Source organism: Variovorax sp. RO1 (assembly GCF_002849325.1).
Classification (GTDB): Bacteria; Pseudomonadota; Gammaproteobacteria; order Burkholderiales; family Burkholderiaceae_C; genus Variovorax.
In genome coordinates this window covers 1,102,247-1,114,722 of the sequence record NZ_PKMT01000002.1, presented here as the reverse complement: position 1 = coordinate 1,114,722, position 12,476 = coordinate 1,102,247, and the positions used below count along the sequence as shown (strand labels likewise).

At 67.0% G+C, this 12,476-nt stretch carries 11 protein-coding genes; 5 read left to right on the top strand and 6 right to left on the bottom strand.

From position 1 onward, the window contains the following. Positions 1–139 precede the first annotated feature (139 nt). The gene (locus CY658_RS16285; RefSeq protein ID WP_101491318.1) at positions 140–1,285 is read left to right on the top strand and encodes an efflux RND transporter periplasmic adaptor subunit; all 1,146 of its coding nucleotides are present in this window, start codon (positions 140–142) and stop codon (positions 1,283–1,285) included. After that, positions 1,282–4,452 carry an efflux RND transporter permease subunit gene (locus tag CY658_RS16280; RefSeq protein ID WP_101491158.1) on the top strand — a complete coding sequence of 1,057 codons (3,171 nt, stop codon included), beginning with the start codon at positions 1,282–1,284 and terminating at the stop codon, positions 4,450–4,452. The genes CY658_RS16285 and CY658_RS16280 overlap by 4 nt, the downstream gene beginning before the upstream one ends. Before the next feature lie 241 nt (positions 4,453–4,693). On the opposite strand, the gene CY658_RS16275 is transcribed toward CY658_RS16280, so the two are convergent. From CY658_RS16275 to CY658_RS16250, 6 genes are read right to left on the bottom strand one after another with little or no spacing between them, the layout of a single operon-like run. After that, entirely contained in the window at positions 4,694–5,386 is a 693-nt protein-coding gene (locus CY658_RS16275) for a Crp/Fnr family transcriptional regulator (protein WP_101491157.1), read from the bottom strand. Positions 5,387–5,431: 45 nt separating this feature from the next. After that, complete coding sequence (locus CY658_RS16270) at positions 5,432–6,082, bottom strand: histidine phosphatase family protein (protein ID WP_101491156.1); 651 nt, start codon at positions 6,080–6,082, stop codon at positions 5,432–5,434. Positions 6,083–6,104: 22 nt separating this feature from the next. Beyond that, a complete protein-coding gene (locus CY658_RS16265; RefSeq protein WP_101491155.1) occupies positions 6,105–6,737 on the bottom strand; it encodes a DUF4136 domain-containing protein in 633 nt (210 codons plus the stop codon). Between the two features lie 46 nt (positions 6,738–6,783). Further along, positions 6,784–7,713: a tRNA 2-thiocytidine(32) synthetase TtcA gene (ttcA, locus tag CY658_RS16260; RefSeq protein ID WP_101491154.1), complete on the bottom strand. Its 930-nt coding sequence runs from the start codon at positions 7,711–7,713 to the stop codon at positions 6,784–6,786. A gap of 52 nt (positions 7,714–7,765) precedes the next feature. Beyond that, complete coding sequence (locus tag CY658_RS16255; RefSeq protein ID WP_056576172.1) at positions 7,766–8,143, bottom strand: dihydroneopterin aldolase; 378 nt, start codon at positions 8,141–8,143, stop codon at positions 7,766–7,768. A 14-nt stretch (positions 8,144–8,157) separates the two neighbouring features. Next, positions 8,158–8,940, bottom strand: a complete 783-nt coding sequence (locus CY658_RS16250; protein WP_101491153.1) for an SDR family oxidoreductase — start codon at positions 8,938–8,940, stop codon at positions 8,158–8,160. A 40-nt stretch (positions 8,941–8,980) separates the two neighbouring features. Here CY658_RS16250 and CY658_RS16245 point away from each other — a divergent pair, with 40 nt between their 5' ends. The 3 genes from CY658_RS16245 to CY658_RS16230 all read left to right on the top strand — a co-directional run bounded on the left by CY658_RS16245 (position 8,981) and on the right by CY658_RS16230 (position 12,448). Further along, entirely contained in the window at positions 8,981–10,093 is a 1,113-nt protein-coding gene (locus CY658_RS16245; RefSeq protein WP_101491317.1) for a class I SAM-dependent methyltransferase, read from the top strand. A gap of 405 nt (positions 10,094–10,498) precedes the next feature. Continuing rightward, positions 10,499–11,395 carry a TauD/TfdA dioxygenase family protein gene (locus CY658_RS16235; protein ID WP_101491152.1) on the top strand — a complete coding sequence of 299 codons (897 nt, stop codon included), beginning with the start codon at positions 10,499–10,501 and terminating at the stop codon, positions 11,393–11,395. Between the two features lie 42 nt (positions 11,396–11,437). Next, positions 11,438–12,448 carry an ABC transporter substrate-binding protein gene (locus tag CY658_RS16230; protein WP_101491151.1) on the top strand — a complete coding sequence of 337 codons (1,011 nt, stop codon included), beginning with the start codon at positions 11,438–11,440 and terminating at the stop codon, positions 12,446–12,448. Positions 12,449–12,476 lie beyond the last annotated feature (28 nt).

Below are 12,476 nucleotides of genomic sequence, written 5' to 3'. Positions count from 1 at the left end.
GTGCCCGTGAACACCGCGCGTCGGCCACTGCTCCAATAGCTGCTGTCAGCCCAAAGTGCACAAGAAACCCATGAAGAAAACTGCCGCCTTCGCCCTCGCGGGCGTGTTGATCGTAGCCGTCGCAGGGGGCTGGTGGCGCATGTCCGGCGACCGCGCGGTAACGAAAAGCGCGAAAGACGAGGCCAAGCCCGCCGCCGCCGCGCTCGTGACCCTGGCCACCGCTGAAAAGCAGGACGTGCCGGTCACCGTGCAGGTCAACGGCAGCGTGGTCTCGCTCAACAGCGTCGATCTTCGTCCGCAGGTCACCAACACCGTGAGCGCGGTGCACGTCAAGGAAGGCCAGTTCGTCAAAGCAGGGCAGCTGCTCTTCACGCTCGACGACCGCAACGACCAGGCCAACCTGGCGCGCGCCCGGGCTCAGCAGCAGAAGGACGAGGCCACCATGGCCGACCTGGAGCGCCAGTACAAGCGCAGCCAGGACCTGGTGGCACAGAATTTCATTGCCAAGAGCGCGGCCGACGCCACGCTGTCGCAGCTCCAGGCGCAACGCGCCGCCGTTGCGGCCGACCGCGCGGCCGTGCAGTCGGCGCAGGTGGCGCTGGGCTACGCCACGCTGCGCGCGCCCATCGCCGGGCGCATCGGCGCCGTCAACATCTACCCGGGCACGCTGGTGCAGCCCACGCTGTCGCTGGTCACCATCACCCAGCTCGACCCGATCGCCGTGAGCTTCCCGGTGCCCGAAGGCAACCTGCAGGACCTGCTGGCCGCGGCGCGCACGCGCGCCAAGGTCGAGGCGCTGGTCACGGGCCGGCGCGAGCCGCTGTTCGGCACGCTCGACTTCGTCGACAACACGGTCGATCCGCAGATTGGCACCGTGCGCGCCAAGGCCGTGTTCGCCAATGCCGACCAGAGCCTGTGGCCCGGCCAGTTCGTCAACACGCGCATCACGGTGCGCATGCTCGACGGCGTCACCGTGGTGCCGGCCGCGGCGCTCATGATGCTGTCCGACGGCACCTCGCTGTACGTGGTCGATGCCGAGCGCAACGCGGCGCGCCGCCAGGTCAAGGTGCTCCACACCTTCGGCACCAAAGTTGCCGTGAGCGGCGTGACGCCTGGTGAGCAGGTCGTGATCGAAGGCAGCCAGAACGTGCGCCCGGGCGGCAAGGTGCGCATCGACGTCAAGGCGCCGGCCGGCCCCGGCGGCGCGCCCGGCAACGGCACCACGGGCGTCACGCCGGGCAGTGCAGCCTCGTCGGACATCAAGCCCACGCGGGAACGGGCATGAACATTTCAGAGCTCTGCATCCGCCGTCCGGCGATGACGGTGCTGCTGTCGGCGGCCGTCGTGGTCATCGGCATCTTTGCGTACTTCAGCATCCCGGTCGCGGCGCTGCCGAGCTACAACACGCCGGTCATCAACGTCAACGCGCAGTTGCCGGGCGCCAGCCCCGACACCATGGCGAGTTCGGTTGCGTTGCCGCTCGAAAAGCAGTTCTCGACCATCCCCGGCCTGCAGACCATCAGCTCGGTGAACACCCAGGGCGTGACCTCGCTCACGCTCGAATTCGTCAGCAGCCGCGACATCGACGCCGCCGCGGTCGACGTGCAGGCCGCGCTGCTGCGCGCCCAGCGCCAGCTGCCGCAAGAACTCACGCAGCTGCCCTCGTACCGCAAGGTGAATCCGGCCGACGCGCCGGTGCTGTTCATTGCGCTGATCTCGCCGTCGATGAACCCGTCGGAGCTCAACGACTACGCCGAGAACCTCATTTCGCCCACGCTCTCGACCATTGACGGCGTGGCGCAGGTGGGCGTGTACGGGCGCAAGGCCTTCGCGGTGCGCATCAAGGCCAACGCCGACCTGCTCAACGCGCGCAACATCACGCTCGACGAACTGGCCAAGGCCGTGAACTCGGCCAACGCCAACACGCCGGTCGGCACGCTCGACGGCCCGCGCCAGACGCTCACCATCCAGGCCAACCGCCAGCTCATGAAGGCGGCCGACTTCGCCAAGCTCATCATTGCCCAACGCAATGGCGCGCCGGTGCGGCTGGACGAAGTGGCCACGCTCGAAGACAGCTTCGAGTCGGTCAAGACCGGCAGCAGCTTCAACGGGCAAGACTCGATTTCGCTGGCCGTGCAGCGCCAGCCCAATGCCAACACCGTGCAGGTGGTGGACGCGGTGCGCGCGCTCATCCCGCGCTTCAAGGCCGAGCTGCCGCAGTCGGTCGAGATCCAGATGGTCAACGACCGCTCGATCTCCATCCGCGAGGCGGTGCACGACGTGCAGCTCACGCTGCTGGGCACCATCGCGCTGGTGGTGCTGGTGATCTTTTTGTTCCTGCACCGGCTGGTGGCCACGCTGATTCCGGCCGCCACCATTCCGATCTCGCTGATCGGCGCCGTGGCGCTGCTCTACGCCTTCGGCTACAGCCTGGACAACGTCTCGCTGCTGGGCATCACGCTGGCTGTGGGCCTGGTGGTGGACGACGCCATCGTGGTGCTCGAAAACATCATGCGCTACGTCGAGAAGGGCATGGAGCCGATGGCCGCCGCGCTGCGCGGCGCGCGCGAGGTGGGCTTCACCATCGTGTCGATCTCGATCTCGCTGGTGGCCGTGTTCATTCCGATCTTCTTCATGCCGGGCGTGATCGGCCTGCTGTTCCACGAGTTCGCCGTGGTGGTGGCGCTGGCCGTGCTGGTGTCGGCCGTGGTGTCGCTCACGCTCGTGCCCATGCTCGCGAGCCGGCTGCTCAAGCACGTGCCGCGCAAGGAAAAAGAGAGGGGGCTGGACCATGAAGAAGAGCACCCCGAACCCGGCACGGCGATCGGCCGTGCTTTCGAGCGCGGCTACCGCGCGGTGCACGGCGGCTACATGCGCACGCTCGACTGGACGCTCGGCCACCGCGCGCTGATGCTGGCCATGGCGGGCCTGACCTTCGTCGTCACGGCGTGGCTCTTCGTCAGCATTCCCAAGGGCTTCTTCCCCGAGGAAGACATCGGCCAGATCCAGATCACCACCGAGGCGGCGGAAGACATTTCGTTCACCGCCATGAAGGCGCTGCAGGACCGTGTGGCCGCCGCGCTCCAGGCCGACCCGAGCGTGGCCTACGTGAGTTCCTTCGTCGGCGTGGGCGGCCCGACCGCCACGCAGAACTCGGGCCGGCTGTTCGCGGTGCTCAAGCCGCGCAGCGAGCGGCCCAAGATGCCGAAGGTGCTCGAGTCGCTGCGCCAGCGTTTCCGCGAAATTCCGGGCGTGGCCGTCTACATGCAGCCGGTGCAGAACCTGCGCCTGGGCGGGCGCCAGAGCAAGGCGCGTTTCCAGTACACCTTGCAGAGCGTCAATGCCGGCGAGATGGTGCCGTGGTCGACCAGGCTCATGGAGCGCATGCGCGCCGACCCCGACTTCCGCGACGTCACCAGCGACTCGCAGAACCGCGGCCTGCAGGCCACGCTCGAGATCGATCGCGACAAGGCCGGCGTGCTCGGCGTGGCCGTGGGCGACCTGCGCACCGCGCTGTACAACGCGTACGGCGACCGCCAGATCGGCAGCATCTACGGCGCCAGCAACACCTACCAGGTCATCCTGTCGGCGGCCGACAGCGACCGCCAGTTCGAGGAAGACGTGGCGCGCCTGTCGGTGCGCAGCACCACCGGCAAGCTGGTGCCGCTGTCGGCCTTCTCGACCGTCAAGCGCACCGTGGGCCCGACCTCGGTCAACCACCAGGGCCAGCTGCAGGCGGTGACGGTGTCGTTCAACCTCGGCCCCGACGTGCCGCTGGGCAACGCGACCGCGAAGATCGACCGCTTCAAGGACGAGCTGAAGATGCCGCAGTCGATCATCACGACCTACGGCGGCGACGCGGCGGTGTTCCAGAGTTCGCAGTCGAGCCAGGCCGTGCTGCTGGTGCTCGCGGTGCTGGTCATCTATGTGCTGCTGGGCGTGCTGTACGAAAGCTACATCCACCCGCTGACGATCCTGGCGGGCCTGCCTTCGGCGGCCGTGGGCGCGCTGCTCTCGCTGAAGCTCTTCGGCTTCGACCTCACGCTGATCGCGACCATCGGCATCCTGCTCTTGATCGGCATCGTGAAGAAGAACGCGATCATGATGATCGACTTCGCCCTCGACGCGCAGCGCACCGAAGGCATGAAGCCGGTCGATGCGATCCGCGAGGCCTGCCGGTTGCGCTTCCGCCCGATTCTCATGACCACGCTGGCCGCGCTGATGGGCGCACTGCCGCTCGCACTGGGCCTGGGCGCCGGCGCCGAGTTGCGCCAGCCGCTGGGCGTGGCGGTGGTGGGTGGCTTGATCTTCTCGCAGGTGATCACGCTGTACATCACGCCCGCGATCTACCTGGCGCTCGACCGCTACAGCGGCAGCGGTCCGATGGTGGCGCTGCCGGGCGAGGCGAAGGCCGAGGCTGCAGCGGGCGGTCACGCCGCCTCGCACGCCTGACGGCGATCCAAAAGATGCCGGATGGCCACGCGCGTGAGCCACCCGGCCAGAAGAACTTTTGCAGTCCTGCGAAACGTCACACCGGGCCATCGTCCATTGAGGGCGCTCTGGCCTCTTGCTTCAACGGTCCCTCCGTTTTTTCCTCCTGCCCTCTTCCCATCCCTGTGTGTGACGGGATGAATGATGGCGAGGGGGTGAAGGTGCCGAAGGTATCCAGCGATACAGGAAGTGGGCTTTTTTCTTACGGTGTCGCGTCGCGGTAACGACGCAAGGCCGCCGCATTCGGAATGGTGACCTGCCGGGCCCGCGTTTCAATGAGCCCGTGTCCCACCAGCGCATTCAACGTGCGGGTGACGGTGACGCGGCTCAACGCCGTCATGGCGCCGATCTGCTCGTGCGTCAGATCGACGGTGAGTGTGTTCGATGCCTGCGTTGATGGCGGACGCGCCACACGCAGCAGCAGATCGACGACCCGCTCCTTGGGCGCCGCCGAGGCCACCCCGGCCAGCTTGGCGACGATCATGTGGTTCTTGAAGCCGAGCAGCTGGATCAACGAGGTCGCGAGTTCGGGAAGCGCCGAGAACTGCTGCGCGACATCCGCCGGACGGTAGCGGCTGAGCATGGCCGGCGCGACCGCACGGGTCGTCGTGGGCCGAGGGCTGTCGGCAAACGCCGGGCCTTCGCCAAAGATCGCGCCGGGCCCGAAGATCTCGAGCAGGAACTCCGAGCCGTTGCTTCGCTGGATCGTGGAATGCACGAAGCCCGATCGCAAGAGGTAGAAGTAATCGTGCCGTTCGCCTTCGCGCGCAATGGTGTCGCCGGCCTCCAGGGTGACGAAGCTTCCCAGGTGCGTGGCGTCGGTCCACGGCGCAGACAGTGTCTGGGAGGCATCCCAGCTGGCGTACGCCGAGGGGGTGGGCGTTGTTCTTTTCATGGGAGCGTCTTGCCCGGAGCGGAAAACGGCAAGCGGTCCGTCGCGCTAGGTCGTGGACTCGTCGAGCGGCGTGTCCGCGGCCAGGTGCGTGATGTCGCTCCAGCCGACAAGAGTGAAGCCCTCGGGCGTCCACAGCATGCGGTTGATGGCCGCATTGCCGAGCTGCCAGGTGCGCGGCGCCTGCAGTTCCTGGCGCGTGGCGGCGCGGTAGAGCACGTCCATCACGCCGCCGTGGGCCACCAGCACCACGAGCTGGCCCGGGTGGCGCGCGGCGATGGCCGAGGCGGTGCCTGTCACGCGGTCGCGAAAGGTCAGCAGGCTCTCGCCGCCGCCTTCGGGCTCGAACTCAGGGTCGCGCTCGCGCCAGCGGCGGGCGTCTTCGGGCAGCGTGGCTTCGATCTCGGCGAAGCTCATGCCCTCGAAGCGGCCGAAGGCACGCTCGCGCAGGCCCAGGTCGGGCTGCACCTCGAGGCCGTGGGGCGCGGCGATGGCCTGGGCGGTCTGCCAGGCGCGCGAGAGGTCGCTGGCATAGACCGCCGCAATCGGCTCGTCGGCCAGCGCCTGTCCGGCGCGCTGCGCCTGCCAGAGGCCGGTGGCATTGAGGCCGATGTCGAGGTGGCCCTGGATGCGGGTGTCGACGTTCCAGGCGGTTTCGCCGTGGCGCACGGCGATCAGGCGGGTGAGGTTGGCTTCCATCCGTCCGAATTCTAGAAGTGCGTCATTTCTTGGCTGCGGGCGTGAGCTCGATGTTCACGCGGCGCTCGCCCGGCGGCGGGTTCGGAAAGCCCTGCAGCGCGGCCTCGAACATCACCGGCAGGATCGCCGCGCTCGAGCTGTAGGGGCCGTCGTTTCGCGCGCGGGTCTCGTACACCACGCGGTGGCTGCCGCCCGCCTCGCGCAGCACAAGGCTCACCTCGCGCTGGTACCAGGGGTTGGCCGGCGGCGTGAACATCGGGCCGCCGTACCAGCCGCCGCCATGCCAGCGGTGGCCGTAGTAGCCGCTGTAGCCACCGTAGCCATAGCCCCAGGGGCCGGGCCCGTACAGCCACGGATCGGCCCAGGGCGACAGCGCCGCCGTGACGCGCGCGCCGATCTGCGCCGTGTACTGCGGCCGGGCGTCGTCGCGGCGCAGGCCGACCTTGTCGAGCGCAGCTGTGGCCATGGCCTCGAGCCCGTCCTGGCGCGCCGTGTCGGCCTGCTGCGAAGGCAGGCGCTCGAAGCGGTAGGTGGCGCCGGGCGGCACGGTCGTGCCCGGCGTGGCAAAGCTCTTGACGTTGCTGTCGACCACCCAGGAGGTGGCGCAGCCGCTCAGGGTTGCTACTAAAAATAGAGCTGAAAACGCACGATACATAAGGGTCTCCGGGCCAAGTGCCCTAAATTCCCCTGGGTTGCCCGAGTCAGCCTTGAACGATGCGCAAGGCTGAGGGTGCCTGGGAGAGCAGGTCGAAAGCGGGCGTGTCGAAGGCCTTGTCGCCGTTCTCGTCGGCCACGCCCGTCGCCTTCAGACCCTGGAAGTCGTGCAGCGTTCCGTCGAGCAGGTGCGAAGGCACGACGTTCTGCAGCGCGGTGAACATGTTTTCGACGCGACCGGGGTACTTCTTGTCCCACTCGCGCAGCATCTCGCCAACCTGCTTGCGCTGCAGGTTTTCCTGGCTGCCGCACAGCGTGCAGGGAATGATCGGAAATTCGCGGTGCTGCGCCCAGCGCACCGTGTCTTTTTCGGCCACGTAGGCCAGCGGGCGGATCACGACGTGCTTGCCGTCGTCGCTCACCAGCTTGGGCGGCATGCTCTTGAGCTTGCCGCCGAAGAACATGTTGAGGAAGAAGGTCTGCAGCATGTCGTCGCGGTGGTGGCCCAGCGCGACCTTGGTGGCGCCCAGCTCGTCGGCCACGCGGTACAGGATGCCGCGGCGCAGCCGGCTGCACAGGCCGCAGGTGGTCTTGCCCTCGGGGATCACGCGCTTGACGATGCTGTAGGTGTCCTGGTTCTCGATGTGAAAGGCCACGCCGAGCTCGCTCAGGTACTTGGGCAGCACCTCTTCAGGAAAGCCGGGCTGCTTCTGGTCGAGGTTGACCGCGACGATGTCGAAGTGGATGGGCGCGCGCGCCTTCATCTTGAGCAGGATGTCGAGCAGCGCGTAGCTGTCCTTGCCGCCCGAGACGCACACCATGACCTTGTCGCCCTCTTCGATCATGTTGTAGTCGACGATGGCACGGCCGACCTCGCGGCACAGGCGCTTCTCGAGCTTGTGCGTCTCGCGCTCGATCTTCAGCGAATTGGGGGGCGCGCCGGCTTCGGGCGTTTCGTCGATCCAGACGGCGTTCATTGGGTGGCTACTTCGGGCAAATCGGGGGAAAGACCCCCGATTTTGCCTTGGATCACCATTCCCCGGCTTCGATGCGGATGGCGACTTCGCAGTCGTCGAAGATTTCGAGCTTGGCGATCTTCACGCGCACGCCCCGCACGCCGGGCAGTTGCAGCAGGCGCTGCGCGAGCTTGCCGATCAGGCTTTCGAGCAGGTTGACGTGCTCGGCGGTGCACTCGTCGATGATGATGCGGCGCACCTTGCGGTAGTCCAGCACGTGGAAGATGTCGTCGTCCTGCGGCAGCAGCGGCTGCGGGCCGAGGTTGAGTTCGGCGTCCACCAGGATCGGCTGCGGCGCGGTTTTTTCCTGCTCCAGGATGCCCAGGTTGGCGTCGAAGCGCAGGCCCTGGAGGGTGAGTGTCTGGTGGCCGTGCGGTGTGTTCGTGGACATGGTGGTGGTGCTCGTCACATGAGCGAGAAGTCGCGCTCGAATTTCATGAGGTGCTGGCCGCCGTCGACGAGCAGCGTGGTGCCGGTGATGGAGCTGTTTTCCAGCGCGAACTTCACAGTGGCGGCCACGTCTTCCGATGTGGACGAGCGGCCCAGCGGCGACAGCTTGTGCAGCTGCGCGAACTTGTCGTCGTCGAGCATGTGGCTCGCCAGCGTGAGGCCGGGCGCCACGCCCACCACGCGCACGCGCGGCGCCAGTGCCAGCGCCAGCATCGGGGTGGCGGCCTCAAGCGCGGCCTTGGAGAGCGTGTAGCTCAGGAAATCGGGGTTCGGGTTCCAGAGCTTCTGGTCGAGCAGGTGCACCACGGCGCCCTGCGCGTCGCGCCGGGCCAGGTGGTCGTGCAGCGCCTGCGCCAGCAGGATGGCCGCGCCGGTGTTGCTGCGCGCGTGGCGCTCCATGAGCGCGTAGCTGAAGCTGGCGGCGTCGTCGTGCTCGAAGAGGGCGGCGCTGTGCACGACCGCATCCACGGCGCGAAAGCGCGCTGCCACGCGCGGCAGCAGCGCGCGCGTGGCCTGCTCGTCGGCCAGGTCGGCCTCGAACAGCGCCGAGTCGCCCGAGCGCGCGGCGCAATCGGCCACGGTCTGCTCGGCCTCGGCGCGCGAGCTGCGGTAGTGCACCGCCACCTGCCAGCCGCCCGCCGCGAGCGCCAGTGCGATCTCGCGGCCCAGCCGGCGGCCTGCGCCCGTGACGAGGACGGTGCGGCGGCGATCGGGGGAGGTGGGTGGAGTGGCACTCATGCGAGGGAAGAAAACGAGGAGGAAGAGGACAATGGCGCCCGTGACGACGCCAACGACAAACAGTTTACCCATCGCCCTCGACCATCTGATTACCCGTTCTGTCGAACGTGCGGGCGGATGGATCGGCTTCGACCGCTTCATGGCCCTCGCCCTGTATGCGCCGGGGCTCGGCTACTACGCCAACACCTCGGCCAAGTTCGGCCACATGCCTTCATCCGGCAGCGACTTCGTGACCGCGCCTGAGCTGACGCCGATGTTCGGCCACACGCTCGCGGTGCAGGTGCTCGAGGCGTTGGAGAAAACCGGCACCGACACGGTGTGGGAATTCGGCGCGGGCTCGGGGGCGCTGGCGGTGCAGCTGCTGCATGCGCTGGGCGAGATGGGGCGCAGCGATGTGCGCTACCGCATCGTCGATCTGTCGGGCACCTTGCGGGAGCGGCAGCAGCAGGCGCTGGCGGGGCATGCGGGGCGGGTTGAATGGCTGGGGGAACTGCCTGAGGTGATGCAGGGCGTGGTGGTCGGGAACGAGGTGCTCGATGCGATGCCGGTGCAGTTGCTGGCGCGGGTGAAGGGGGCGTGGTTCGAGCGGGGGGTGGTGCGGAATCCGGCGGGGGATGGGTGGACCTGGGCGGACCGGCCGACTGATCTTCGGCCGCCGGTCGAGGTGTCGGGGGTGCATGACTACCTCACGGAGGTGCATCCGCAGGCTCAGGCTTTTATTGCGACGCTGGCGGACCGTCTTGAGAAGGGCGCGGCTTTTCTCATCGACTACGGATTTCCCGAGGGCGAGTACTACCACCCGCAACGGCACATGGGGACGGTGATGTGCCATCGGGGGCACCAGGCGGATGGCGATCCGCTGTCGGAGGTGGGCTACAAGGACATCACTGCACACGTCGACTTCACGGGGATCGCTGTGGCGGGGCAGGAGGCGGGGCTTTCTGTTCTTGGCTACACGAGCCAGGCTCGGTTTCTTTTGAACTGCGGGATGTTGGGGTTGATGGAGCGAGGGACTGTGGCGCAGCGGGGGATGGCGGCTCGGTTGATTCATGAGCATGAGATGGGGGAGTTGTTTAAGGTGGTGGGGTTTGCTGTGGGGGAACCCTGGGACGCTGTTGGGTTTGGTGAGGGGGATCGGAGTCATACGCTCTGAGGTCTTTGTTTTGGGCTGAGTGTTTGCTTCCCGAGGCCGGGACTCGCCCCGGCGGGCGACTTGCTTTCTTTTGCTTCGCCAAAAGAAAGTAAGCAAAGAAAAGGCGACCCCACTGTCTGCGTCCCTCCGCTTCGCTGCGGGCAACCTGCGGTGCTCGCGTTTCGCGGGGTCTCGCCCAAACTCGCTTCGCTCAAACAAGGGCGAGCCCTGATCCGCGAAACGCTGCGCTCCTCGGCGCATACAGAGGGGCTTGGGAGCCGGGCGGGCCGTCGCTGCGCTCGGCCACCACGGCGCCACAGGCGCTGCGCGCCTTTGGCGCCTTGTGCTTTCAACGAGAAGACTTGGTCATAAGCAAGCAACAAAGACTTCGTTGGGGAACGGAGGGCGCGCTTCTACATTCGCGGCATGACTGCCGTTCTTTCCCGCGTTCCCACTGCAGATGCCCCGGCGCAGCACTTCGAGGTGCGGCCTTTCGATGCGCCGGTCGGCGCGGAGATCGTCGGGCTCGACATTGCTGAGCCGATCAACGCTGCCGACTTCCAGCGCATCCACCGCGCGCACCTCGACCACCATGTGCTGGTCTTTCGCGACCAGCGCATCACGCCCGCGCAGCACATCGATTTCAGCCGCCGCTTCGGGCCGCTCGAGATCCATGTGCTGCACCAGTTTCAGCTGGAGAACCACCCCGAGATCCTGATCGTTTCGAACATCAAGGAGAACGGCGAGCCGATCGGGCTCGGCGATGCGGGCGTGTACTGGCACTCCGACATTTCGTACAAGCCCAAGCCCAGCCTCGGCTCGCTGCTGCACGCGCAGGAGCTGCCGAGCGAAGGCGGGGACACGCTGTTTGCCGACCAGCACCTGGCGTGGGACGCGCTGAGCCTGGCGCTGCAGCAACGCGTCCTGCTGCTGAAGGCGGAGCACAGCTACCTCGCGAAGTACGAAGAGCTGCGTGCGAAGAATCCGTGGCGGCCCAAGCTGTCGCAGGCGCAGATCGACCAGGTCGCGCCCGCAGTGCAGCCTGTGGTGCGCACGCACCCGGAGACGGGGCGCAAGGCGCTGTTCGTCAGCGAGCACTTCACGACGCGCATCGTCGGCCTGCCGCAGGACGAGAGCGATGCGCTGCTGGCCGAGCTGTTCGCGCACAGCGTGAAGCCCGAGTTCGTGTACCGCCACGCGTGGGCGCCGCACGACCTGGTGTTCTGGGACAACCGCTCGCTGATGCACCTCGCGGCGGGCACGCCCGATCACCTGCGCCGCCGGCTCAACCGCACCACGGTCGTGGGCGATACGCCTTTCTGATTCCCTTCCTTCCTTCCTTTCTTCTTTCTCTCGGACTTTCCAATGAACCGCTTCACACGCCGCGCCGCCGCGCTCGTCACCGGCCTCGGCCTTCTCGCCGGCAGCCTGGCCGCGCAGGCCGAAGGGCAGATCCGCATCGCCGAGCAGTTCGGCATCGTCTACCTGCTGCTCAACGTGGCGCAGGAGCAGAAGCTGATCGAGAAGCACGCGAAGGCCGCGGGGGTGGATGCGAAGGTGGAATGGGTCAAGCTCTCGGGCGGGTCGGCGGTGAACGACGCATTGCTGTCGGGGAACATCGAGATCGCGGGTGCGGGTGTGGGGCCGCTGCTCACGCTGTGGGACCGCACCAAAGGCAAGCAGAACGTGAAGGGCGTGGCTTCGCTGGGCAACTTTCCGTACTACCTGGTGAGCAACAACCCGAACGTGAAGACGATCGCCGACTTCACGGACAAGGACCGGATCGCGCTGCCTGCGGTGGGCGTGTCGGTGCAGTCGCGGGTGCTGCAGATCGCGTCGGCCAAGCTGTGGGGCGAGAAGGAGTTCAACCGGCTCGACAAGATCAGCGTGGCGCTGCCGCACCCCGATGCGGCCGCGGCCATCATCAAGGGCGGCACGGAGATCACGGGGCACTTCGGCAATCCGCCGTTCCAGGAGCAGGAGCTCGCGGGCAACCCGAATGCGCGCATCGTGCTGAACTCGTACCAGGTGCTGGGCGGGCCGTCGTCGGCCACGGTGCTGTACGCGACGGAGAAATTCCGCAACGAGAACCCGAAGACCTACAAGGCCTTCGTCGATGCGCTCGACGAGGCGGCGAAGTTCGTCACGGCCAATCCCGAGAAGGCGGCGGACATCTACCTCAAGGTGAGCAACGCGAAGCTCGACCGCGAGCTGCTGCTGAAGATCATCAAGAACCCCGAGGTGCAGTTCAAGACCGCGCCGCAGAACACCTACGTGTTCGCGGAGTTCATGCACCGCGTGGGAGCGATCAAGAACAAGCCGGCGTCGGTGAAGGACTATTTCTTCGACGACGCGCACACGGCTTCGGGGAACTGAGTGAGCAACGCGGTCGCTTTGCCGTCGG

Coding starts and splice junctions, on each gene's coding strand:
- CY658_RS16250 (WP_101491153.1), bottom strand. CDS start 8,940: ATGAGTGCCACTCCACCCACCTCCCCCGATCGCCGCCGCACCGTCCTC.
- CY658_RS16235 (WP_101491152.1), top strand. CDS start 10,499: ATGACTGCCGTTCTTTCCCGCGTTCCCACTGCAGATGCCCCGGCGCAG.
- CY658_RS16275 (WP_101491157.1), bottom strand. CDS start 5,386: ATGAAAAGAACAACGCCCACCCCCTCGGCGTACGCCAGCTGGGATGCC.
- CY658_RS16280 (WP_101491158.1), top strand. CDS start 1,282: ATGAACATTTCAGAGCTCTGCATCCGCCGTCCGGCGATGACGGTGCTG.
- CY658_RS16255 (WP_056576172.1), bottom strand. CDS start 8,143: ATGTCCACGAACACACCGCACGGCCACCAGACACTCACCCTCCAGGGC.
- ttcA (WP_101491154.1), bottom strand. CDS start 7,713: ATGAACGCCGTCTGGATCGACGAAACGCCCGAAGCCGGCGCGCCCCCC.
- CY658_RS16230 (WP_101491151.1), top strand. CDS start 11,438: ATGAACCGCTTCACACGCCGCGCCGCCGCGCTCGTCACCGGCCTCGGC.
- CY658_RS16285 (WP_101491318.1), top strand. CDS start 140: ATGTCCGGCGACCGCGCGGTAACGAAAAGCGCGAAAGACGAGGCCAAG.
- CY658_RS16265 (WP_101491155.1), bottom strand. CDS start 6,737: ATGTATCGTGCGTTTTCAGCTCTATTTTTAGTAGCAACCCTGAGCGGC.
- CY658_RS16270 (WP_101491156.1), bottom strand. CDS start 6,082: ATGGAAGCCAACCTCACCCGCCTGATCGCCGTGCGCCACGGCGAAACC.